Source organism: Leptolyngbya sp. GGD (genome assembly GCF_026735145.1).
Taxonomy (GTDB): Bacteria; Cyanobacteriota; Cyanobacteriia; order Leptolyngbyales; family Leptolyngbyaceae; genus Leptolyngbya; species Leptolyngbya boryana.
In genome coordinates this window covers 448,138-470,208 of the sequence record NZ_JAPQKE010000003.1, presented here as the reverse complement: position 1 = coordinate 470,208, position 22,071 = coordinate 448,138, and the positions used below count along the sequence as shown (strand labels likewise).

23 protein-coding genes are annotated in these 22,071 nt (G+C 47.7%); 12 read left to right on the top strand and 11 right to left on the bottom strand.

Going from position 1 to position 22,071, the window contains the following annotated elements; genetic code table 11:
* The first annotated feature begins 4 nt into the window (after window positions 1-4).
* A complete protein-coding gene (locus OU814_RS17090) occupies window positions 5-439 on the top strand; it encodes a PPC domain-containing protein (protein WP_017287938.1) in 435 nt (144 codons plus the stop codon).
* Between the two features lie 83 nt (window positions 440-522).
* Here OU814_RS17090 and OU814_RS17085 read toward each other — a convergent pair whose 3' ends face one another.
* Complete coding sequence (locus tag OU814_RS17085; RefSeq protein ID WP_017287937.1) at window positions 523-861, bottom strand: P-II family nitrogen regulator; 339 nt, start codon at window positions 859-861, stop codon at window positions 523-525.
* 209 nt (window positions 862-1,070) lie between these two features.
* Window positions 1,071-1,640 (bottom strand): hypothetical protein, encoded by a 570-nt coding sequence (locus OU814_RS17080; RefSeq protein ID WP_036044579.1) that lies wholly within the window; start codon window positions 1,638-1,640, stop codon window positions 1,071-1,073.
* Between the two features lie 239 nt (window positions 1,641-1,879).
* Here OU814_RS17080 and queF point away from each other — a divergent pair, with 239 nt between their 5' ends.
* The 4 genes from queF (at window position 1,880) to hemN (ending at window position 6,397) form a co-directional block, all read left to right on the top strand.
* Window positions 1,880-2,275 carry a preQ(1) synthase gene (gene queF / locus OU814_RS17075; RefSeq protein ID WP_017287934.1) on the top strand — a complete coding sequence of 132 codons (396 nt, stop codon included), beginning with the start codon at window positions 1,880-1,882 and terminating at the stop codon, window positions 2,273-2,275.
* 498 nt (window positions 2,276-2,773) lie between these two features.
* The gene (acsF, locus tag OU814_RS17070; protein ID WP_268184490.1) at window positions 2,774-3,850 is read left to right on the top strand and encodes a magnesium-protoporphyrin IX monomethyl ester (oxidative) cyclase; all 1,077 of its coding nucleotides are present in this window, start codon (window positions 2,774-2,776) and stop codon (window positions 3,848-3,850) included.
* 11 nt (window positions 3,851-3,861) lie between these two features.
* Window positions 3,862-4,611, top strand: coding sequence for a biliverdin-producing heme oxygenase (locus OU814_RS17065; protein ID WP_268184489.1), 750 nt, complete (start codon window positions 3,862-3,864; stop codon window positions 4,609-4,611).
* A gap of 388 nt (window positions 4,612-4,999) precedes the next feature.
* A complete protein-coding gene (hemN, locus tag OU814_RS17060) occupies window positions 5,000-6,397 on the top strand; it encodes an oxygen-independent coproporphyrinogen III oxidase (RefSeq protein WP_268184488.1) in 1,398 nt (465 codons plus the stop codon).
* Window positions 6,398-6,495: 98 nt separating this feature from the next.
* On the opposite strand, the gene OU814_RS17055 is transcribed toward hemN, so the two are convergent.
* The 5 genes from OU814_RS17055 to OU814_RS17035 all read right to left on the bottom strand — a co-directional run bounded on the left by OU814_RS17055 (window position 6,496) and on the right by OU814_RS17035 (window position 11,948).
* Window positions 6,496-8,769 (bottom strand): S-layer homology domain-containing protein, encoded by a 2,274-nt coding sequence (locus tag OU814_RS17055; protein WP_268184487.1) that lies wholly within the window; start codon window positions 8,767-8,769, stop codon window positions 6,496-6,498.
* 174 nt (window positions 8,770-8,943) lie between these two features.
* Window positions 8,944-10,116: an alpha/beta hydrolase gene (locus tag OU814_RS17050; RefSeq protein ID WP_268184486.1), complete on the bottom strand. Its 1,173-nt coding sequence runs from the start codon at window positions 10,114-10,116 to the stop codon at window positions 8,944-8,946.
* Window positions 10,117-10,140: 24 nt separating this feature from the next.
* A complete protein-coding gene (locus tag OU814_RS17045; protein ID WP_017287928.1) occupies window positions 10,141-10,698 on the bottom strand; it encodes a DUF924 family protein in 558 nt (185 codons plus the stop codon).
* 131 nt (window positions 10,699-10,829) lie between these two features.
* A complete protein-coding gene (locus OU814_RS17040; RefSeq protein WP_017287927.1) occupies window positions 10,830-11,315 on the bottom strand; it encodes an allophycocyanin subunit alpha-B in 486 nt (161 codons plus the stop codon).
* A gap of 165 nt (window positions 11,316-11,480) precedes the next feature.
* Window positions 11,481-11,948 carry a hypothetical protein gene (locus OU814_RS17035; RefSeq protein WP_268184485.1) on the bottom strand — a complete coding sequence of 156 codons (468 nt, stop codon included), beginning with the start codon at window positions 11,946-11,948 and terminating at the stop codon, window positions 11,481-11,483.
* A 570-nt stretch (window positions 11,949-12,518) separates the two neighbouring features.
* Here OU814_RS17035 and OU814_RS17030 point away from each other — a divergent pair.
* From OU814_RS17030 to rpsD, 5 genes are all read left to right on the top strand, one after another.
* The gene (locus tag OU814_RS17030) at window positions 12,519-13,532 is read left to right on the top strand and encodes a PEP-CTERM sorting domain-containing protein (protein WP_268184484.1); all 1,014 of its coding nucleotides are present in this window, start codon (window positions 12,519-12,521) and stop codon (window positions 13,530-13,532) included.
* Window positions 13,533-13,663: 131 nt separating this feature from the next.
* Window positions 13,664-15,205: an asparagine synthetase B family protein gene (locus tag OU814_RS17025; RefSeq protein ID WP_268184483.1), complete on the top strand. Its 1,542-nt coding sequence runs from the start codon at window positions 13,664-13,666 to the stop codon at window positions 15,203-15,205.
* 78 nt (window positions 15,206-15,283) lie between these two features.
* Window positions 15,284-15,619: a photosystem II reaction center protein Psb28 gene (gene psb28 / locus OU814_RS17020; protein ID WP_017287923.1), complete on the top strand. Its 336-nt coding sequence runs from the start codon at window positions 15,284-15,286 to the stop codon at window positions 15,617-15,619.
* Window positions 15,620-15,738: 119 nt separating this feature from the next.
* Entirely contained in the window at window positions 15,739-16,242 is a 504-nt protein-coding gene (locus OU814_RS17015) for a MogA/MoaB family molybdenum cofactor biosynthesis protein (protein WP_017287922.1), read from the top strand.
* Between the two features lie 55 nt (window positions 16,243-16,297).
* The gene (rpsD, locus tag OU814_RS17010; RefSeq protein WP_017287921.1) at window positions 16,298-16,909 is read left to right on the top strand and encodes a 30S ribosomal protein S4; all 612 of its coding nucleotides are present in this window, start codon (window positions 16,298-16,300) and stop codon (window positions 16,907-16,909) included.
* A gap of 84 nt (window positions 16,910-16,993) precedes the next feature.
* Here the strand turns inward: rpsD and OU814_RS17005 are convergent, their stop codons facing one another.
* From OU814_RS17005 to OU814_RS16995, 3 genes are all read right to left on the bottom strand, one after another.
* Entirely contained in the window at window positions 16,994-17,374 is a 381-nt protein-coding gene (locus tag OU814_RS17005; RefSeq protein WP_190653669.1) for a response regulator, read from the bottom strand.
* A 97-nt stretch (window positions 17,375-17,471) separates the two neighbouring features.
* Window positions 17,472-18,182: an intradiol ring-cleavage dioxygenase gene (locus tag OU814_RS17000; protein WP_268184482.1), complete on the bottom strand. Its 711-nt coding sequence runs from the start codon at window positions 18,180-18,182 to the stop codon at window positions 17,472-17,474.
* Window positions 18,183-18,255: 73 nt separating this feature from the next.
* Window positions 18,256-18,852: a hypothetical protein gene (locus OU814_RS16995; protein ID WP_268184481.1), complete on the bottom strand. Its 597-nt coding sequence runs from the start codon at window positions 18,850-18,852 to the stop codon at window positions 18,256-18,258.
* Window positions 18,853-18,991: 139 nt separating this feature from the next.
* Here OU814_RS16995 and OU814_RS16990 point away from each other — a divergent pair, with 139 nt between their 5' ends.
* Complete coding sequence (locus OU814_RS16990) at window positions 18,992-19,666, top strand: response regulator transcription factor (RefSeq protein ID WP_017287917.1); 675 nt, start codon at window positions 18,992-18,994, stop codon at window positions 19,664-19,666.
* Window positions 19,666-21,060 carry an ATP-binding protein gene (locus tag OU814_RS16985; RefSeq protein ID WP_268184480.1) on the top strand — a complete coding sequence of 465 codons (1,395 nt, stop codon included), beginning with the start codon at window positions 19,666-19,668 and terminating at the stop codon, window positions 21,058-21,060. Before OU814_RS16990 ends, OU814_RS16985 begins: the two co-directional genes overlap by 1 nt.
* On the opposite strand, the gene OU814_RS16980 is transcribed toward OU814_RS16985, so the two are convergent.
* Complete coding sequence (locus OU814_RS16980; protein ID WP_268184479.1) at window positions 21,029-22,027, bottom strand: SAM-dependent methyltransferase; 999 nt, start codon at window positions 22,025-22,027, stop codon at window positions 21,029-21,031. The two genes, OU814_RS16985 and OU814_RS16980, sit on opposite strands and share 32 nt — an antisense overlap.
* Between the last annotated feature and the right edge of the window lie 44 nt (window positions 22,028-22,071).

Sequence of the window (22,071 nt, the reverse complement as noted above, 5' to 3'; positions counted from 1 at the left end):
GGTTATGAAAGGATGGATGGCTTGGCTTTGTGCGGCTCCAATTGCGGTTTTGATGACGACCGCCGCAATGGCTCAATCGACTCGCTCCTATGCGCCAATCCCGCTGGCCCCTGGAAAAGAGATTAACGATCGCTTAACGGATGCCGATATTCCCACCGGGCAAGGCAATTTCGCACGCGATTATGTGGTGACTTTGCAGGCGGGAGAACAAGTGGCGATCGATTTGTCTTCGGATAGTTTTGATACGATCGTCACGCTGATGACCTCACAAGGGACAACCGTTGCCGAGAATGATGATGGTCCAGATGGGACAACGAATTCGCTCTTATTTACTCGCATCACGCGCAATGCGAATTACATCGTTCGAGTCAAAGCTTTCGGAGAAACGGCGGGCGGCCCCTTTAAGTTGAAATTGACTCGGCTGAAACCCGTTCAATAAATATAAAGGCGATCCGAATCTGGATCGCCTTCACAGCGAAGCAAGCCTTCTGAGTGTTTCAAAAACTCGGGAGGTTCGTGTTTTTAAACCGCTTCAAAGTTCTTTTCGCCGGTACGAATCCGAACTACTTGTTCAACAGGTGTGATAAAGATCTTCCCGTCCCCGATTTCTCCGGTTCGAGCCGCCACAATGATTTTGTCAACCACCATGTCTACTTGATCATCTTCCACCACAATTTCAATTTTGAGCTTCTGTAAAAACTCAACCGTATATTCAGAACCGCGATACCGTTCGGTCTGACCTTTCTGCCGTCCAAAGCCTCGGACTTCAGAAACCGTCATTCCCACGATTCCGGCATTGACTAATGCAATTTTGACTTCGTCGAGTTTAAATGGGCGAACAATCGCTTCAACCTTTTTCAAGCGCTTACACTCCTTAATCGTGATCTCTATAATTCGGGCATGAGACTATCTATCATTTCTGGTGAAGAGAATTTTGTAACGATCGCTACCGATCATTACCCGCCTCGCCGATTGTAATAGTATTTTTGAGTGTCGCATGAGCCACTCAAAATCGGAATTCATCAGTTGTAATTCGTAATTTCGGGTTGCTATTGGTTACATTCGAGAATTTATTTTGATGAAGGACTCAGCAAAGGACGCACCAGCAAGAAGCCAGCGCCGAAAGCAGTCACGACGATCAAAGCGATGACTAAGCCCAACATCCAACCGCTGAGTTCAAAATGAGTGTCTTGTTCTGGCTTAATTTTGCGCCGGGGCTTGCTGTCTTCTTCGATTACCAGCTTCTCTTCAGGAAATTCGAGACTCGATGGAACGGGTTCTGGTTTGGGAGCAACGGGGATGCGGGGTGGCATGACCGGGATTTGGAAGGATGCAGCTTCGACTTCGGGCATCAAGTCGAGACGAGGTGCGGGTGGTGCAGCAGGATTAATTCCCGGCATTGCATTGGAGACTTGGCGGAGTTGGAGTGCTGCTTGTACCGTGCGTTCAATTTCTTGCCGCAATTGCTGATTCTGTTTTGCCAATTGCTGGTTTTGAATCTTCATGGCTTCCACCGAGTTCTTTGTAGCTTGAAGCTCAGCAATCACCTCGCGGTAGACTGAAATCGGTACAGAAGGGGCATATCCGGTTGCAGGAGCTTGAGGCGGCAAATTGATCGATCGATTAGGTGTTTTCTGCATCATGGGGTTCATAACAGCGAGAGTAATCTGACAAAACAGCGAGAAATTGTGATGCCCTCAGAATAGCTGCAATTGAATCAAGCAACGCATTTTTAGTCAAGATTTTTTCAAAAAGAAACGATTTTGTGAACGAATTTCGGGGATTGCGGAGATCAAGTACTCAAAAAACTTGAGACGCGATCGTGCCTCCGTGCAAATTCGATTGCTAAGATCAGTCAGTTCATTCAATTTCATAGGCTATGACGCAAGCGCAAGACCATCCCGAAGTAAAGTATGGCGAACGCCTGATCGAAGAGGGAAGTCTAATTACTTTCCCGAATCCTAGACCCGGACGGCGTTATACGATCAATATTACGCTGCCAGAGTTTACCTGTAAGTGTCCGTTTTCTGGCTATCCCGATTTTGCGACGATCTATGTGAGCTATGTTCCGGATCAGCGCGTCGTCGAACTGAAAGCAATTAAGCTGTATATCAATAGTTATCGCGATCGCTATATTTCTCACGAAGAAGCGGCGAATCAAATTCTAGATGACATTGTGGCAGCGTGTGATCCGTTAGAAATCTCGATTAAGGCGGACTACACGCCCCGAGGAAATGTGCATACCGTAGTAGAAGTGACGCATACGAAGGTATAAGTAGAATGCGGTTCGCTAACCGTCCAGAATTCTCGCTGAGCGTCTGAACTCGTTCTTCTTGATAGGGTGAGCGCAAAAAAATCCGTGTTCTGTCTTGTTCTAGCTTGCAGTTTAGGAGCGAGACAGAACCGATTCAGATCCTAAACTAGCTTGAGCAGTAACTACTGGCTCTAACCTCGAAGTAGACATCCTAGTAAAGCAAACAGCACTTACGATCGAGCTTTTCATTTGAGCTAGTAATGATTGCTGCAAGAGTAGACAAGCAGAATGAGAGAAAGCAAAATCTTTTGCAAATTTAAGTGATGAAAGGTGGAAGGCTTCTAGGAGTGATGCCTTGCTTCAATCTCAGCGGATGTTTTAACAATTTGTTAGAAAGCCCTCTAACCTTGTGCTCATCTCAATGTTTTACTTGTGGTAACTATAGAGCAGAGCAGGTAACTCACTTGTGCCGCGATCGCAGATTCGGGGAAAGTAATTTCAGTCGTTATCATTCGCTCTATGGTCAGCACAGTTTCGAGATCCGACCTGCCAGAACAATCGCCTGGCATTAAAAAACCTGTTCAAGAAACGCTCTTAACTCCTCGGTTTTACATCACTGATTTTGATGCGGTTGCCCAAATGGATTTATCCGGGCATGAAGCAGAACTAGAATCGGTCGTCGCAGAATTGCGAGCAGACTATAATCGTCACCATTTTGTTCGCAATGAAGAGTTTCAGCAAGATTGGGAAAAGATTGATGGTGAAACCCGGCACGCGTTTATTGATTTTCTAGAGCGCTCTTGTACTTCAGAATTTTCGGGCTTTTTGCTCTTTAAAGAACTCTCTCGCAAGCTTAAAAATCGGCAACCTTTACTATCAGAAGCATTCCATTTACTTGCGCGCGATGAAGCTCGTCATGCCGGGTTCTTGAATAAAGCAATGGCAGACTTTGGCTTGACTCTTGATCTGGGCTATCTGACGAAAAATCGAACCTATACTTTCTTTCCGCCAGAATGGGTGATCTACACCGTTTACCTCTCGGAAAAAATTGGGTACTGGCGTTATATTTTGGTCTACCGCCATTTAGAACAGCATCCAGAACATCGGTTTTATCCTCTGTTTCGGTACTTTGAGAGTTGGTGCCAAGATGAGAATCGACACGGAGATTTCTTTAAAGCACTCTTGCGATCGCAGCCCAAACTCTGGAATTGCTGGAAAGCAAGACTGTGGGCAAGATTCTTTCTGCTGACTGTCTTTGCAACTCACACCTTGACTGTTTTAGAACGATCGACGTTTTACGACTCGATTGGTATTGATCCGCAAGAGTACAACAAGGCTGTAATTCAAAACACGAACGAAACCTCGAAGCGAGCTTTTCCGAGTGTGCTGGATACGGATCATCCAGAGTTCTTCCCTCGGCTCGAAAAATGCGCGATCGCGAATCAGAAACTAGCAGAGATTTCGAGTCAGTCGCGCCCGAAATTCATTCAAACGCTCCAAAAATTGCCTTGGATTGCTGTGATCATTTGGCAACTTCTCCGCCTCTATTTCTTACCTGCAATTGATGCAGAAGCCTCTCGTCCTGTCATTCATTAGGAAACAATTTCATGAGTACTTTATCTGTCCGCTTACGAGAAGGAACCCAACGCTCTCACACCACAGCAGAAAACACTGCATTTATGAAATGCTTTGTGAAAGGTATTGTAGAACGCGAACCTCTACGGAAACTGTTTGCAAATTTGTACTTTGTTTACAGCACTTTAGAAGCAGCATTACAGCAGCACGCTCAAGATCCAGTGTTTGGTGCATTCTACTTCCCAGGGTTGAATCGAGCTGCGAATCTGGCGCGCGATCTCGCATTCTACTACGGTGAAGACTGGCAAAATCAGATCGTTGCATCATCTGCGGGAATTGCATACTGCGCTCGAATTAAAACGCTCGCTGCTACTGATCCAATCTTGCTGGTTGCCCATGCTTACACCCGCTATATGGGCGATTTATCAGGAGGCCAGAGTTTGAAGAATGTCATTCGATCGGCATTATCTTTGCCTCCGAATCAGGGAACAAATTTTTATGAGTTTGAGCAAATCTCAACTCCTGAAGCCAGACGAGAATTCAAAGAGTGTTACCGTCAGATGCTAGATAGCCTGCCTGTAGACGAGAACACAATCGAACGGATTGTTGCCGAAGCAAACCTTGCCTTTGTGCTCAATCAAGATGTGATGCATGAACTCGAACCCGATGTGAAAGCAGCGATCGGGGAACATACCTTTGATTTACTTACTCGGCAGGATCGTCCTGGAAGTACAGAACGACGATCGCATGGTAGCGATCGTGAACCTGTCCTAGCTCCTTAACTCGAAGAATTGTTTGATGCGTGGAGTTTCGATTGCTTAAGAGGACGCTTTAAAAGTACAAAAAGCCTCTTCGCTCACGTTGTCCTCCTGCCCCGGAATGGAATTCCAGGGCTAGTAAAACGAAGTCCACTAAACTGGACTACACAGAGGTTTGAGCGATGCAGTCCTTTTAAGGACTTCGCACCGTTAGCCCTGGAATTCCATTCCGGGGCGGGTGAATGCGTCTCAACGATTACTTTTAAAGCATCTTCTAAGCAAATGCTCAACTTGCACAACCCGCAACGATTGTTGTGCAAAGTCGCAACCTCACGCTAACAGAGGCAATTTCGTCCCTCAACCCTGATGCTGCAAAACAGCTCGCCCATCCAAACCCATTAAATCCTTTCCAATGAAACAACTATCCCAAACGGTCGAGTTTGACGCGGCGCTCCTGAACCAGTACAACCTGCCCCTTCCCCGCTATACCAGCTATCCGCCTGCTACAGAACTTAGTTCCGACTTCGATCCTCATTTCTTCGACCGAGCGATCGACCTCGGCAATCACAAAAAAACGCCCTTATCCCTATACTGTCACATCCCTTTCTGTGAAACACCCTGTTACTTCTGTGGCTGCAATACGATCATCACTCAACGTAGAGAAGTCGCAGAACCCTACTTAGGTTACCTTGCCCGTCAAATCCGCCAAGTTGCTCAATCGGTCAGTTCTGACCGTCAAGTTCATCAATTGCATTGGGGTGGCGGCACACCAAACTACCTTGACTTACAACAGGTTGAATTTCTTTGGAATCGCTTCCATCGCTACTTCAAATTCGATGCCACAGCCGAACTGTCGATCGAGATCAATCCGCGCTATGTCGATCGTCATTACATTCATTCTCTAAGGCAACTCGGCTTTAACCGAATTAGCTTTGGAATTCAAGATTTCAATCCTGAAGTGCAAGTCGCAATCAATCGGGTACAGCCTGAAGCAATGCTTTTTGATGTGATGGATTGGATTCGGGAAGCTGGATTTGAAAGTGTGAACGTCGATTTGATCTATGGTTTACCGTTCCAAACTTCAGCCACGTTTCAGCAAACAGTTGAGAAAACGTTAGCGCTTAATCCCGATCGCATTGCGGTGTTCAATTTTGCCTACATTCCCTGGCTCAAACCCGTTCAGAAACGAATGCCAGAATCGGCGCTGCCTAGTACTGTTGAAAAGTTCAAGATTCTGCAAAACACGATCGCTCAACTTACACAAAGTAACTATGTGTTTATTGGCATGGATCACTTTGCGAAGCCCAATGATGAATTAGCGATCGCCCAACAAGCCGGACAACTGCATCGGAATTTCCAAGGTTACACCACAAAGCCTGAGTCAGATTTACTCGGCTTTGGCATTACTTCTATCAGTATGTTGCAAGATGTCTATATTCAGAACCACAAGCGGTTAAGAGACTTCTACACTGCGATCGATGCCTCTGAGCTTCCGATTGAGAAAGGAGTGCTCTTAAGCCAAGATGACTTGATCCGACGCACTGTGATTATGGAACTGATGTGTCAGTTCCAACTTTCAGCAGCAGACTTAGAAGCAAAATATCATTTGGGATTCGATCAAGATTTCAATGATTACTTCGCGGATGAACTCTCACGTCTAGATGCGCTCGAAGCAGATGGACTGCTCAAGCGGTGGAGTGATGGCATTGAGATTACGCCAGTTGGACGGTTACTCATTCGGAATATTGCAGCGGTGTTTGATACCTATCTAGGCGATCGGAAAGCTCAAACTTTTTCTAAGTCGATCTAGTCGTTAAACGGCATTGATAGTGGAGAGTGGGGAGTAAGGAGTAGGGAGAACCCAGGCTCGGATTGCTCCCTACTCCCCATCAAATTCGCTCTGCGGTTCTAGGCTGTCAAGATATACCCCGAATCTACTGCTGCTACTCGCCCGTCTCGAAGTAAGGTTTGATAAACCATGGCTGAGACATCCGCCCGTGTTGCTTCACGATTTGGATTGAACTGCTTTTGATTCGGATAGTTCACAATCATATCTGCTTGAGCCGCTGCTGCTACTCGATCTTGGAACGATTGCGGAATTGCATTGCGATCGTCTAAGACTGCTAGCACATTCGGATTTGCAGGAGAGAGGTTAAATCCGCTGACCAAAGAGAGCACCAACTGAAGCCGTGTAATGTTCTGATTCGGCTTAAAGGTGCCATCTGGGAACCCGGAAATAAAACCTGCTCGATACGCTTGCTCGATCGCGCTTTTTGCCCAGAAATCCCCAGGCACATCTGGGAAAGTGGCTAAATCGCGGCGCGGAGCCGGGTTAAAGGTTCTCGCAATGACAGTTGCATACTGAGCGCGAGTCATTGGGGCATCGGGTTTGAATGTGCCATCGGCAAATCCTTGGATAAAATTCTGACCAGATAAGCCCAAAATGAAATCCTTTGCCCAGTGATTCGTGACATCAACAAAGGCAGTCGTCGCAGTATCAGGATTGACGATGTAAGCAGACGCGATCGCTTGTGCCTGATTCGTTGCGACTAAAGCTTGATAGATAAAAGTCGTGACCTCAGCCCGTGTAATCTCCTGCAATGGACGCAATTGTGAAACATTCGGATAGTTCACGACTAATCGCCGCTGAGTTGCAGCCGCAATTCGCTCGCTCGCAAAACTCGGAATCTGAGCGCGATCGCTATACAGTGCCAGAGTATTTGGAGTTCCACCTGTAAAGCCTAGCCCGCTGACTAATGCAACGAGCGCTTGAGTACGGGTTAAATTCAAGCCAGGACGGAAGGTTCCATCCGGAAAGCCAGTAATAAAGCCCATGCGATTTGCTTTGGCGATCGCTTCAGCCGCCCAGAAATTCGAGGGCACGTCTGAGAAATTCGTGGCAGGTTGCTTGAGGGGCAGATTGAATGCTTTTGCCACGATCGCTGCAAATTGAGCACGAGTTAGCGGACTTTCTGGTTTAAACGTATTGTCTGGAAAGCCCGTGATCAGATTGCGAGCTACCAATGACTGGATAAATGCCTCAGCCCAATGCCCCCGAATATCCGTAACTCCAGCCGTTGGCGTTGGTGTGGGCGTTGGCGTTGGTGTCGGGGTTGGTGTGGGAGTCGGAATTGGAGTCGGCGTTGGAGTTGGTATCGGTGTGGGAGTTGGAGTCGGGGTTGGTGTGGGAGTTGGAGTCGGGGTTGGTGTGGGAGTTGGAGTCGGTGTCGGTGTGGGAGTCGGGGTTGGCGTTGGTATCGGTGTGGGAGTTGGAGTCGGGGTTGGTGTGGGAGTTGGAACTTGACTCACAATGAAATCAATTACGCCTCGGACTCTAGAGGGATTGATTTGGTTGCCAACAGAAGCGATCGACACATTCGTTCCGTTTTCGACATCAATGTCTGTATTGTCGCGAATAATGTTTCCGCCTGGGTCTTGACTGCTGCCTAAATTAGGCGAACCGCTGCCCACGATCGTCAGTCCAGAATCGGTATTTCGCTCGATCGTATTGCCGCGCAACACTGGACGTGCTGAATTACTCACAACAATTCCAGAGCGGTTTTCAAACAATCGATTCTCAATGATCAAGGGTGCGCCATTGTCGCCAACCGCAATCCCGTAGCCTGTGTTTTGACAGACGTTACGGCGCAATTCACCTTTTGCATTTCTAGAAATTGCAATTCCGTTCGCATCGTTTTGCAGAAAAATGCAATCTGACACGACCGGGTTTGCAGTTCCGGTCGCAAAAACGCCTTCTCGCTTACATAAAGTAAACGTACAATTTGCGATCGTCGGCGCAGTCGATTCTGACCAAACTCCACTACCACGAGTGTTCGGGTTGGTCACGGTCACGCCTCGAAGCTGAGCATTGGTATCGAGTCGGAAAGTCACATTTTGCCCTGCCCAAGTTGGACTCAGGTAAGTTCCACCGCCTTGTACGAGAATATCTTTGCCTTTTGTCGATTCATTACCGACAACCGTCACCCCTGCGGGAACGAACAGCGGAAACACCTCGCCGCTAGCGGCATTATAAGTTCCGGGAACAAGTTGGATTGTTGTCCCAGATTTTGCTTGTTGGAGCGCGCGGGCGATTGTTTTGAGGGGAGCGGCTTGAGTTCCAGCAGCGCTATCATTGCCGCTTGCAGGATTGACATAAAGAACAGGGGAGCTTACTTGAACCATAACGTCAGAGCTTTGTGATAAATGCTATTGGGTCTGAAACAAACACGAAACAGACAATTCCAGGAATACGAGAAAGTAATTCATGATACTCACTCGATCGAATGTGGACACCTATCCGTTAGAAATCTTTGAGTCAGAGAAAACGTCAATCCTGGAAGAATTCCCGCAGAATTGCTACACTCCAGGCACGATCGGTAAACCTGGATCTTGCTCAATCCGACCCAGATTCGTCATATTCGCCCGCCCAGTCGTCAAAAATCGGAACGTCTCCTGATACAAACTTTGCCAAAATCGATTACTCATGTTCTGGCTGACCTCAGTTGGATCAACCATCGGATGTGGCACTAAATCCTCACTCGGATATAAGAAGAACCGATGCCCTTCTCCCTCTCCTCCAATCCGCTGATAAAAATCCTGGCTCGTCTCAATATCCGCTGCATCTTCATTCTCAGTCAGCACTAAAAACGTCGGAATATTCGACAGCGATCGCACAGATTCATCACTCATCACGACTTGAGAGCCAAAGCGATCGGCAGCCGTCAAACAGCCGACTGGAAACCGCAACTTCTCATCCCAGCCCAACTCACTAATATCCAAAGGACCTGCTAAATTCACATATCGCCGCCGCTGTTCTCCATAAATCTTCAGCAACGGTGCATACGCGACTACTCCTCGCACCCGCTCAGGTCGCGATGCTGCCAAGCCCAGAGCCACCGCGCCTCCCACCGATAAACCGACTGTGAAAACGGCTCCCGGCATCGCATCTAATTCTGCGAATCTCGCCTGAGCTTCAGTCAGATAGCGCAAATGCGAAGACGTGAAATAGCGATCGAAATCAGGATCATTATTCGATTCCAAGGATTTCACAATATCTAACAACTGCGGTTCGATCAGCAATAAGCGGGCGATCAATCCCATTTGCTGCATAAACCCTGGACGGGTTGCCGTTGGATTATGCGCAAAATTTTGGAGAAAAGTTTGCAGTACCGGATCTTTCTGAACTTTGTCTTTGAGCGGCTCTGCATATTCAGGTTTGAGATCGACTTGCGCCCAGTTGCGATCGGGATACATCAAGGCATGTCCTGCGATCGAAGGCTGATATACATTAAAGCCATTCTGAAAGAGATAATCTGCTAAACGCCACATTTGATGGGGTCTTGCGCTGAACCCGTGGAATATCATGACTGTGCCGCGAATCGGTCTTCCAGGTTCATGAAACAAATAGTACGGCATTGCCCCTTCTCGCCGATCAGGGTGCTGATTTAGGCTCGCAATATGCGCGTCGATCGCAGATTTAGTTTGATTAATTTGCTCAAGAGTTGGGATCGTTTCAGCAGCAATATTCATACAGATTCTCTACTCGAAAAGGTCTTAAAAGGACGATCCAGGCTGTTTCAGGAACTCAAGTTCTTCGGGGGTCGAAGGTCGATTGAGGATTAGATTGCGGTGGGGAAACCGTCCAAATCGTGCAATCACATCGCGATGTCGGATGGCATAGTCGTACGTATCTGCTAATTCAGGAATATCCCTGAAAGGCTCATATAAGCGCACCGATTCATTTTGGTCATCCAGATTTTCACTGTGTTCTAGCGGCAGGTAGAAAAAGAAGCGCTGCATCGGTGGGAGGTGCTGATCAAATCCTTGAGCGATCGCACATTGAGCCACTTGTAACGCTTTTGCATCGGTGGCAAACGATCGCGGCGTTCCTCGGAACATATTTCTCGGAAACTGATCCAGCACAATCACTAACGCTAAACTGCTTTCAGCCGCATTCATCCAATCCTCCAATTCGCCTAAAGCCGCTTGTTCATACTGTGAGAGAAACCGGGAGCGAATCTCTGCATCAAAGGCAGGATCTTTCTTAAACCAAGCCTCCCGCCGCTCGAGCGTTTCTCCAAACCAAAACTGCAACACTTCTGCTGTATTCATAAATCTTTCTCCCAATGGGTTCCGTAAAATTTCGGAATAATTTAAAAACAAATTCCCCGCCGTTTTCAGAAATGCCGCAAACTCTACCGCATCTCCGCAAACAGCGGGGAACTCAAAAACTTCCAGTGTCTCTATGACATTGCTTGAACGATGTAGTCGAAATAAGGAGCTGCTGCTGCTGCATCCTCATTGTTTAACAAACCAAGAGAAGCTTCCTTCAAACAGCGGATTGCTTCCGCCATTCCAGGAACCGGAACACCGAGCGCGTTATACATTTCCCGCGCCCCGATCACCCCAATCTTCTCGATCGGGTCAGTACTGCCGGCCAGTACCCCATACGTTACCAATCGCAAATACCAGCCATAATCGCGTAAGCATAGCGCCCGCTCCCGATTGCCATAAGCGTTGCCGCCCGGGGCAATGAAATCAGGACGCTTCTGCCACAACAATTTGCTCGCTTGCTCAACAATCTTTTTCTCACTTTCAGACAGAGTCGCGGCGATTCGAGTCCGTTGCTCTCCGGTTTGAAAAAATTCTCTTATGCCACTCAATTCGCCGCTCGTTGGATAACGAAGCTCGTCGTCGGCTTGTAGGATAACTTGGCTAACTACGCTCATGTTTATATTGCGGTATCTCAGAATTCACTTTGTAGTGTACCGACTTTCGGGGACGATGCGAAAGAGGAAGTTCTCATTTTGCTTGACAAATCGTTACACTTCGTCGTGACATTGGATGGGAGAGACAGGAATGACCTCTCTATCTCCCTATCTCTCCCTATCCCTCTACTCGTCTGCGATCGCTTCTGCTTTGGTCACTACTGGAGAGGGGGCCGTCACTGCAGGTTCAGCTTTGACAGGTTCAGCTTTGACAGGTTCAGCTTTGACAGGCTCAACCTTTGCGGGTGCAGGAGCCGGAATCTCAAATCCTAACTGTGCTCTTGCCTGATTGAGCGTGTAATCTAAACTTGACTTGCCTGCGTTCAGGAGTGCTCTTCCCGTCTCAGAGGCAATCTGTTCGCTCGAACCTTCTAGCCCATTAAACCAGGCGCGTGTACTTCGTCCGGCTCCCACAGAAATTTTCCAGAACCAGTCCGCAAATACTAATACGAGGCAAAGCACTAGCCAAACCAGCAATGCCGTTTCTTTGATGATGGTCCAAGTCATGACCACTGCTGACTTGTAGGTATCAAATGTTTCAGGTGCAGTCAGCAACTTCCACAGCTTCGCAAATTGCGCTTGAATTTTATCCATAATTTTAATTTCGTCTCCTCAAACGTAATCTCTTCAAATTATCACCCGCACAACTAGATTCCGATTCAACAAAAATCTATCAATGCCTATCGATTGACAGATGCGATCGCATTCGGATCTCCCTAAACTATTGACAGTATGCCAATCGCGACTTAAGCAGTGCAGGGTAATTCATTGAGATCTAGGGTGAAATGTTCAATTTCAGCTGGCGAAATGGTTTCAGAAAGCTTGGGTTCTGCTGAGTTTTGGCACATGGTTCTTATTAACTACTCAGAATTGACTTGGATAGTTCCAGCGGCATAATCCTTAAATCAGATCTGATCTCCCGTAGGATTGATGTGGATTCTGCTCAAAGATTTTTATGCTTAGCGGAACATAATAATTGCGCTCTCACCAACCAAGCTAGGGAGATTCTGTCTGAATCGCTTTGAGATCGGTTGTTTTATTGCTTGAGTGTAATAAATTGCTTGAGTGTAATAAAATGGGTGCGCCAGAGGTTAGTTTATTCAGTCCTTTCGTAGAGTTCAGCTTTAGATGGTGCCAGAAGATATTTCCACCTCAAGCAAGTGTGTGAGGAGACAGCCTTCATCCTGCTGTTCTCCAGAGGAGAACCTGAAATCGAATCGTCCGCATCGCCGGATTTCCTCGATCGCATTTGGTCTTTCGCTCGGTTGGTTGACGAGTAGTTTAGTGCTGCCTGCACGCGCTGCTGATATGTCGATCGGGAACGAAGGCATTCGGGCGAACAAAAACACAACCTTGCAATCAGAATTTGTTGAGTCGCATGGTGCTTACCAATCTACCTTTGGTGTCATCAACCTAACCACGAAGGAAAAAACTCCTCTCTTGGTCGAAACAAAGCCTGCTGATAGTCCAGACACAATTTTCCGCCCATCGACCAAAATTGATGACGCGGGAAGTGAGTTAGATTTTCCCGGCACTCCTGGGAATGCGGTTCCTGAACCGAGCAAGCAATACACGTTTCAGCCGAATAATGATTACGTGTTTTATCTAGAGTCTTCATATAACGGGCGACCGACTGGGATTTTGTATTCCACGGATAGCTTGAACCCCAATTCTGAACAGCACGTAAAATTTACGGGGAACATCAATTCTCTGTGTGAATCAGGCGGCATGACGTTGGGCTGGGATGATACTGGCTCTAGGATTGTTCGCAACCGGGATGCACAGGATCGAGATTATGACGATTTCATTGTGCGGATGCGGGATACAGCTTGTCCGGTTGGGGGGGGTGAGCCTCCACCAGTGGTTTCTCCAGTCGGTCCGGGTGGCACACCTGTGGGTCAGTTGCCTGTTGCCGCTGTGCCTACTGCGTCGGGCGGTTCGTTCTTGTTGCCAGCCTTGTTAGGCGCAGGTGCGATCGCGGGCTTAGCGGTCGGTTTGAGTGGGGATAGCGGCGACAGCGGCGGTGGTGGTGCTGTCGGTGGCGGCGGTGGCGGCGGTGGCGGTGGCGGCGGTGAGCCGATTCCCGAACCGTTGACCATCATGGGTTCAGGTGCAGCCGTTGGGTTTGCCGCTCTAATGCAGCGCCGTCGTTCTAAGAAGAAGAACAAGAAAGACTAACGCTGTGCGATCGAGAACGGTCGAGAGTATCCGAGAGGTATCACAGCCTCGAAACGTGAATAACTGTGATTTAATCTTCAGATATCCCCTCTTCATCATGAAGAGGGGATATTTTTTCAGGTGAATCGCTTATGTCGTGGACGATCGCAGTTGGGAACGTTGAGTCGGTTCAAGCTACTTGGAAAGAAGCGGGAATTGCGATCGTCGATGCACCTTTTTCGGTTGGTGAACGCTATGTCGTGATCGGTGAAGATTGCGAATGGACAGGATTTGAATCGCTCGATCGGCTTGATAAAACTTTTGTCGTCTGGGATCGCCAACTTCAACAAATTTGGATGATTCGCGATCGTGTGGGTCAGAAGACGCTTTACTACACGCGAACTGGTGAAACTCGCTGGATTTCGCCGAGATTGCGATCGCTGAATGCTTATCATTCGCGTGAGTTGGATTTAGTCGCACTGCGAGATTATCTTTCTTGTGCCTTTGTGCCTGGATCTCAGACCTTGTGGCGGCAGGTGCGCGAGGTACGACCCGGAACGTATCGGAATTTTCAGGAAGAAACAATTTATTGGTCGCCGCAAGAGCAAATTCACAACCCAGATGCATCGCTCGAATGGCATGGGCAAAAAGTACGATCGCTACTCGAAAGCTTGATTGAGGAAATGTTGCCGTCAGGAGAGCCAGTTGGGGCATTTCTTTCGGGTGGGATTGATTCAAGCTGTGTGACGGCACTTGCTGCAAAATTACACGATCGAGCGGTGCATACGTACTCGATTCACTTTGGCGCACCGTATCCCAGTGAGTTAGAGTTTGCCAATCTCGTCGCAGAACATTGTCGAACTCAGCACCATATTTTAGAGATTTCGCCGGAGATGATTTGGCAGATGTTACCGGAAACGTTAGCAAGTTTGGATGATCCGATTGGGGAAGGGCTGACGGTTCCGAATTTGGTATTGGCACGAGCGGCGAAAGAATCGGTGAATGTCGTGCTGAATGGAGAAGGCGGCGATCCCTGTTTCGCGGGTCCGAAGAATAAGCCAATGTTGTTAAATCAGCTTTATGGCTCTGGTGGGAGTAAACGTGATGTTGAGGCTTATCTGACTTCGTTTCAAAAATGTTTTTCAGATTTGCCAACCTTGTTGAAGCCGGAGATTTATGCCGCGATCGCACAAGCTCCTTCGGTGTTTGAATCGGATCTGAATGTACCTGTGGCTTATTTGAATCGGTTGATGTTGCTGAATCTCAAGTTCAAAGGTGCGGATTACATTTTGACAAAAGTCAATGCGCTAACCGCAGCAGCGGGAATCACAGGTCGATCGCCGTTGTTTGATCCGCGCATGGTGGAACTGAGCTTACAGATTCCGCCCCAGTACAAACTGGCAGGAGCAGAAGAAAAAGCCGTATTGAAAGCGGCAGTGGCAGATTTGCTTCCCGATGTGATTGTGAATCGTCCGAAAAGCGGCATGATCATGTCGATGCAGCAATGGTTTCGCAACATTTGGCGACGACGAGCCAGAGCATTATTGTTAGACCGCAAGGCTGAAATTGCACCGTATATCAATCAAGCGATCGTCAAAGATTGGCTCGACTATCGCGGACAAGTCTGGCATCGCTACGGATTGAAACTGTGGTTACTCGTGACTTTAGAAATTTGGTTGCGAGTCAATCGGTAAAATGAGAGATTTTGTAACGTTCCGCAAAGATGGGAGAATAGAGAAAATCTATCTAGAAGTAAATCGCACGAAAAAATCATGGCAGAAATTCAATTTGCAAAAGGCATTGCAGAAGAAGTGATTCCCGATGTTCGCTTAACTCGATCGAAAGACGGGTCAAACGGGACTGCAACCTTTATCTTTGAAAAACCGAAAGCGCTTGAGGCTGAGAATACAGATAGCATCACGGGCATGTACATGATTGATGAGGAAGGCGAACTGGTCACTCGTGAAGTGAAAGCAAAATTTATTAATGGTCAGCCTGCTGCCTTAGAAGCCCTGTATGTGATGAAATCGGTAGAAGCATGGGATCGCTTCATGCGGTTTATGGATCGCTACGCTGAATCAAATGATTTAGGATTCACCAAATCATAAGTCGATCGGCAAAATGCTCATCCAATACGGTTCGGCTCCGTTTAACGCTCAGCCCCCGGAGATCGGGAGTTGAGCGAAGTCGAAACCTAACGGCAGATTGAACTTAGCTTTTTTACTTCATGTCTCATCAGCCTCATCCTGACTCTGGCGGGATCGCAGTCTCATGTGCTGTCATCACGGTCAGCGACACTCGAACTGCTGAAACCGATCGCAGTGGTCAACTGATTCAACAGCTTTTAACCCATGCAGGACATACAATCGCGCATTATGCGATCGTGCCGGATGAGCCGGATGTGATCCGTCATCAACTCGCGAATTTACCCGAACTCGATGCCGTCATTCTCAACGGAGGAACTGGGATCGCACCGAGAGATACGACTTACGACGCGATCGAGCAATTATTAGAAAAGACACTGCCCGGATTTGGGGAAATTTTTCGGGCACTGAGCTATGCAGAGATTGGCTCAAGAGCGATCGCATCGAGAGCGATCGCAGGTGTATCTGCGAATAAATTAATTTTTTCACTGCCCGGATCGACCAATGCCGTCAAGCTTGCCCTGGAAAAATTAATCTTGCCGGAAATTGTGCATTTAGTCACACAAATTCGATCTAAAACGCCGTGAGGCAACCTATACTAGAAAAGTTGTTTAAATCTTCGAGTCAAACGAGGAACTTTCAATGTCGCGATATCGAGGTCCACGCCTTAGAATTGTTCGTCGTCTGGGAACAGAACTGCCTGGACTAACCCGTAAATCTGCTCGTCGGGCTTATCCGCCTGGACAACATGGGCAAGCCCGTAAAAAGCGCTCTGAGTACGCAGTGCGTTTGGAAGAGAAGCAAAAGCTCCGCTTTAACTATGGTGTAAGCGAAAAGCAGCTTCTTCGCTATGTGCGTAAAGCACGTCGTGCAGCAGGTTCGACCGGACAAGTGCTGCTGCAATTGTTGGAAATGCGGTTGGATAATACCGTCTTCCGTCTGGGCATGGCTCCGACAATCCCAGGCGCACGTCAGTTGGTCAATCATGGTCACGTCACTGTGAATGGAAAAGTTGTAGATATCGCAAGCTACAACTGTCGTCCGGGTGATGTGGTTGCAGTTCGCGATCGCGATCGCTCTCGCAAATTAGTCGAAGCAAACCTGCAATATCCAGGATTGTCAAACTTACCGAGTCACTTAGAATTCGATAAGAACAAGATGACGGGTAAGGTGAATGGTGTCATCGATCGGGAGTGGGTCGCACTTCAGATCAACGAACTGCTGGTCGTTGAGTACTACTCACGTCAAGCTTAGAATTTTTTTCAAAATCGATATTCTCCGCGGCAATTGAATATCTATTTGACAGCCTCCCCTGTTCCGTCAACAAGGGAGGTTTCGTTATTTTGGCTCAGAATCTTGCTGGATTTTGCAAGTGTATGACTGCATTGATCGCAACACATTGCTCAATGCCATCGATTTGAACAGAAAACCATTTGCCCCGGCAGCAAACGCCCGTGAAGCATCATCAGATTGCCCAATCAGCACAATCCAAGGTTTCTTTTCTGCTGGATTGATCTGCAATTCATCCAAAATGCCAAAGCCATCGAGTTCTGGCATACTCACATCACAAAGAATCAGATCGGGTTGGTGATCCTGGGCAAGTCTCAAGCCAATAAAACTATCCCAAGCCACTATCGTCTCAAATTCATCTAAAGCGAGCCAGTTTGTTAAAGCCGATCCCAAAGCCGCATCGGCAGCGATAATTAAAGCCTTTCTCATTTTGAATGCATATACCTCAGTCCAGGATTTAAGTCGAGCGACATTCTCGGAATAAACGATTGATTGGGAAGTCCTCAAGCCGTACTAATGTTGCGCTTTACGCAGTTTGTAGTCCAATCTCAAAGGTTGCAGCATAGCCTTGAGTGTTTTTAGTCGGAGACAGCAGGAGTTGATTCCCACCCTCTTGAAAGATCCCGTCTTCGGCGTTTTTGATCGATCTCTGTCCTCTGCTAGCATAGGGAAGCCCTGCATGAACTTGATCCGTGAGCGCATCGTCAAAATACAGTTGGGACGTAAATTCTGCCCCCGTTGGAGTACGAACTTTGAAATGAATATGCACAGTTCGACCTTGATACCAGCCTGGATAGATTGTTAGAAATTCAACATTTCCAGCCGCATCAGTGGTTTGATAACCCCGGAGAAAATTCTGACCCGTTGTATCAGAACGGCGATCGCGAACATCAGAGTAAATGCCTGCTGCATCACAGTGCCAAACATCAACGATCGCGTTTGAAATAGGCGTACAACTGCGATCGCTGACCTGAACAATATTGAGCTTTAGTTGCAGGGGAACCCCTGCTTTGACTGCGCTACTTTTCGAGTCGGAGCGAATATCAGAGCGATTTAGCTTTTCATCGACAAAATAGGGGCCTTCTGTTTGTTGCGGTCGAACCGTACAAGCTGGAGGCGAAGATTGTGCAGAACTCATTCGCCTGGGAAGACAGCCCACTAAAAGCGCAGTAGCAGTCGATCGTAGAACAATCAAGGCAGTCCGACGACTGAATTGAGCTTTGAGAAACCTTTGCATGGGTAGAATCTGAGCGGTAGATAGAAAACAATGTTCAGCAGGATCTCAATGAGAGATCCTGCTACACCATCAATTATTGATTTTGATTAGAGCGATTGTGTTGGCGATGGGGTGGAACACCAAGCGCGTCTTTGAGTTGTTGCTCGCTCACATTCAATTTCGCAGCAGCGGCAGCGAAGTCAGGACGCGGCGGGCGTTGTCCTTGACTGGGTGGATTAGCAGGTACACCGAGTGCGTCTTTGAGTTGTTGCTCACTTACATTCAATTTTGTAGCAGCAGCAGCGAAGTCAGGACGCGGCGGGCGTTGTCCTTGACCGGGTGGATTAGCAGATACACCGAGTGCGTCTTTGAGTTGTTGCTCACTTACATTCAATCTTGCAGCAGCGGCAGCGAAGTCAGGACGCGGCGGGCGTTGTCCTTGACTGGGCGGATTGGCAGGAACACCGAGCGCGTCTTTCAATTGCTGTTCACTTACATTCAATTTTGCAGCAGCAGCAGCGAAATCAATTCGGGGACGGCGCTGTCTTTCTTGCTGACCATTGGGAGATTGGGAAGCTTGAGCGATCTGGCGGGCTGAATGTGCTGTTGCTAGGGAACTCACAGCGCTCACCCCTAATGTACCAGCGAGAACAGAAATTGCAGTTGTTGCTAAAATTTTCCGAAGGCTCATCGTGCTACCTCTAAACGGTTACTGTTCTAATTCAGTTCGTTAAAATGACAAACCACCCGTTTTCTAAATTACAGTTTTGTCATTTTTGCTTGGAGAAATTGAGCCTAGAATAAAAAGATTCGAGTCACATAACATAGCCGTGAACGTTCTATTTGTCGAAGACGAAATCAAGATTGCTGACTTTGTTCGGGCTGGTCTGAAAGAACAAGGGTTTGTAGTGGACTATTTCGACAACGGCGATGATGGCTATATGCAGGCACTTCACAATGATTATGATGTGATTGTGCTAGACATCATGGTTCCTGGCAAAGATGGATTAGCGATTCTAAAACAGTTGCGAAGTGCAGGGCGAAATGTGCCCGTGATTTTACTCACTGCGCGAAATGAACTCGACGATCGCTTACAAGGATTGAACCTTGGAGCCGATGATTACATCGCTAAGCCCTTTTTTGTCGAAGAATTAGGGGCACGAATTCATGCTGTGGTCAGGCGGAGCGTTGGAGAACGGCAGAACTTACTATCCGTCGGAACCCTAAAGCTCGATCGCATTACGCGAGAAGTAACTTGCCATCAACAGGTGATCGAGCTAACGAGCCGAGAGTTTAATTTACTGGAATATCTTATGCGTTCTCCCGGACAAGTGTTTACTCGGACTCAAATCTTAGAGCATGTTTGGGGATACGATTTTAATCCGAATACAAATGTGGTTGATGTCTGCATTCAAAGAATTCGCAGAAAGATAGAACCGCTGGATCAAGCCGTTTGGATTGAGAGCATTCGCGGTGTAGGCTATCGATTTCGCAAGCCTGAATGATGAAAATGCGTTCTTTTCGGCTGCGGATTGCGTTACTCTCAGCGACCCTTGCAGGCATCGCACTGCTTGGATTTGGGGCAATCTCTTGGATACAGATTTACAACGCGAAAGTGAATCGATTAGATGCAGATCTGCTCAATCAACTGATGCGAGCTGGTCGCCCGCGCGATCGTGAACAACGTTTCTTCGAGGATGATCCAAAAATAGGACTGTTAGTGCTCGATTCAGAAGGAAATGTACGCTATCAAAGCGCCGCATTGTCCGATCAGACATTAGACCAACTCTTGCGGCGGAATCTTCAGCTTGCTCCACCTGCGCCTCCTCGACGAGAACTCCCACCTATTCGACCGATTCCACCTCGCCCGCAGCTTGTGACTGGACAAACGCCAACAGGAACTTGGCGAATCGGAGCGCTTAACTTTCCAGAGACTCAAGTCGCGATCGCGATCAACTTACACGCGATCGATCAAGAAATGGATGGGATTCGCAATATCTTTCTGATCTCAATTCCAGGCATGTTACTGCTCGTCGCAGGGGGTGCGTGGATTGTCGCAGGTCGGGCGCTTCGTCCCGTTCGGCAATTAACGGGCGTGATTCAGCAAGTTACTGTCACGGGACTCGATCAACGCATTCCCATCGGCACAACTGATGTTGAATTTGTGCAACTGATTCAAGTCTTTAACCAAATGCTAGAACGGTTGGAGCGGAGCTTTCTGCAAGCCTCTCGATTTAGTGCAGATGCCGCTCATGAACTCAAAACTCCGTTGACAATTTTACAAGGGGAATTAGAGCGATCGCTTCAGCAAGTAGAACCTGGCTCAGAAGTACAGCAGCGATTAAGTAGCTTACTAGATGAGGTACGCCGACTCAGTAGCATCATGCGAAAGTTACTTTTACTTTCCCTAGCTGATGCGGGGCAGATGAGCTTGTATCGCGTGAAAGTGAATTTGTCCGAACTGTTGTTTGAAATGCTAGAAGACATTGAGCTATTAGCACCACATTTGACTGTGCAGTCTGATATTGCTCCGGGGTTAAGTGTTCAAGGCGATCGTGATTTGCTCAAGCAAGTGTTGCAGAATCTCTTAAGTAATGCGATTAAGTACAACCTTGAAAAGGGGTGGATTCGGATTCGAGCCAGGCAAAGTCAGACTGCAATTCAAGTGACGATCGCGAATGCTTCTAAAGGGATTCCAGTACAGGATCGCGATCGCATTTTTGATCGGTTTCATCGGGGTGATCCGGCTCGAACTCGCAAAGTCGAAGGGATTGGATTGGGCTTGAGTTTGGCGCGGGAGATTGTACGAGCGCATCACGGGGATCTCAAACTTGATGCAAGTCAGATGGGTCAAACTGCGTTTATTCTCACTTTGCCGAAGACTGCATCACGACCGTAACTTCTTGACGATTGTGAAACAGATTTCTAATCCCGATGATCTCGTATTTGGTTTCCAGAATCGCGATCGCTTGATTGATCACTCCCTTTACACCTTTACTTGGGAGTTTGAGCGTCATTACTGCGAGTCCTCCAGCTTTGAGGACTGGACTTGCAGCAATCATATTTTTTGCAGAATCCACCGCATCCATTCGCATATCATTCACGATCAGATCAAAGCGATCACGACAGTTTGGGACATATTGCTGCACCAGTTGGCGATAGTGCGAAACTTTCGGATCAGATTGCAGCGAGTCAGCGAGATTTCCCGGATCAACGGCAACAACGGATAAACCGAGCTTTCTTAGAATCCTTGTCCACCCGCCAGGGCTTGCACCTAGATCCAGCGCGAGTCCCTGAGTTGGGAGCGTGAGATTGAATACTGCGATCGCTTCTAGTAGCTTAAATTCTGCTCTAGAAATTTGGTCATCTTCATGGGCAAACCGATGCATTCCGCCTGCCCAATTACTCAAATTTTCAGTGGCATTGGAGAACCCGAGATAAGACTTGGAACTATCGCAGAAAATTGAAATAATCTGCACGGGATCTTTAACTGCTACGGTTAAGCCTGCTGCCACCAAATCGTCCACTAAAAGATTTCTTAGCTCAGTGCGATTAATCGCTTTAGTATTTGAGCGAATCTGAACAGAGAGGGGTTGAGTGCGATCGAATAAGGGAATCTGAGATGCGATCGCGCTTTGCAACCTTTCGACGGGCAATACCTCCATCACTGGGCAGAGATGCCGAATGAATGCAGCTTTAGTTGCTGTGATTTGGGAAGCGAGTGCAGAGAAAGTTACTTCATTCAATTCGATCAATCCGATGCCTTGATCGAGCCAGTGGAGAAATTTGGATTGACGATCGATTCTCTGAAGCTCAGCCAGTGCAGTTTGAGCAAACTCAGGAGAAGCGGTAAAAATAACTTGCATTGACGCGCTGCATCTACGATTGCTGATTTTATCGCATTCGCTCA

Excerpts from the sequence above, each read along its gene's own strand:
- OU814_RS17035 (WP_268184485.1), bottom strand. The coding sequence starts at position 11,948 with ATGGATAAAATTCAAGCGCAATTTGCGAAGCTGTGGAAGTTGCTGACT.
- OU814_RS17090 (WP_017287938.1), top strand. The coding sequence starts at position 5 with ATGAAAGGATGGATGGCTTGGCTTTGTGCGGCTCCAATTGCGGTTTTG.
- OU814_RS16985 (WP_268184480.1), top strand. The coding sequence starts at position 19,666 with ATGAAAATGCGTTCTTTTCGGCTGCGGATTGCGTTACTCTCAGCGACC.
- OU814_RS17065 (WP_268184489.1), top strand. The coding sequence starts at position 3,862 with ATGAGTACTTTATCTGTCCGCTTACGAGAAGGAACCCAACGCTCTCAC.
- OU814_RS17040 (WP_017287927.1), bottom strand. The coding sequence starts at position 11,315 with ATGAGCGTAGTTAGCCAAGTTATCCTACAAGCCGACGACGAGCTTCGT.
- OU814_RS17045 (WP_017287928.1), bottom strand. The coding sequence starts at position 10,698 with ATGAATACAGCAGAAGTGTTGCAGTTTTGGTTTGGAGAAACGCTCGAG.
- rpsD (WP_017287921.1), top strand. The coding sequence starts at position 16,298 with ATGTCGCGATATCGAGGTCCACGCCTTAGAATTGTTCGTCGTCTGGGA.
- OU814_RS17015 (WP_017287922.1), top strand. The coding sequence starts at position 15,739 with ATGTCTCATCAGCCTCATCCTGACTCTGGCGGGATCGCAGTCTCATGT.
- hemN (WP_268184488.1), top strand. The coding sequence starts at position 5,000 with ATGAAACAACTATCCCAAACGGTCGAGTTTGACGCGGCGCTCCTGAAC.
- psb28 (WP_017287923.1), top strand. The coding sequence starts at position 15,284 with ATGGCAGAAATTCAATTTGCAAAAGGCATTGCAGAAGAAGTGATTCCC.
- acsF (WP_268184490.1), top strand. The coding sequence starts at position 2,774 with ATGGTCAGCACAGTTTCGAGATCCGACCTGCCAGAACAATCGCCTGGC.
- OU814_RS17005 (WP_190653669.1), bottom strand. The coding sequence starts at position 17,374 with ATGAGAAAGGCTTTAATTATCGCTGCCGATGCGGCTTTGGGATCGGCT.
- OU814_RS17000 (WP_268184482.1), bottom strand. The coding sequence starts at position 18,182 with ATGCAAAGGTTTCTCAAAGCTCAATTCAGTCGTCGGACTGCCTTGATT.
- OU814_RS17050 (WP_268184486.1), bottom strand. The coding sequence starts at position 10,116 with ATGAATATTGCTGCTGAAACGATCCCAACTCTTGAGCAAATTAATCAA.
- OU814_RS17080 (WP_036044579.1), bottom strand. The coding sequence starts at position 1,640 with ATGCAGAAAACACCTAATCGATCGATCAATTTGCCGCCTCAAGCTCCT.
- OU814_RS17055 (WP_268184487.1), bottom strand. The coding sequence starts at position 8,769 with ATGGTTCAAGTAAGCTCCCCTGTTCTTTATGTCAATCCTGCAAGCGGC.
- OU814_RS17025 (WP_268184483.1), top strand. The coding sequence starts at position 13,664 with ATGTCGTGGACGATCGCAGTTGGGAACGTTGAGTCGGTTCAAGCTACT.
- queF (WP_017287934.1), top strand. The coding sequence starts at position 1,880 with ATGACGCAAGCGCAAGACCATCCCGAAGTAAAGTATGGCGAACGCCTG.
- OU814_RS16995 (WP_268184481.1), bottom strand. The coding sequence starts at position 18,852 with ATGAGCCTTCGGAAAATTTTAGCAACAACTGCAATTTCTGTTCTCGCT.
- OU814_RS16980 (WP_268184479.1), bottom strand. The coding sequence starts at position 22,027 with ATGCAAGTTATTTTTACCGCTTCTCCTGAGTTTGCTCAAACTGCACTG.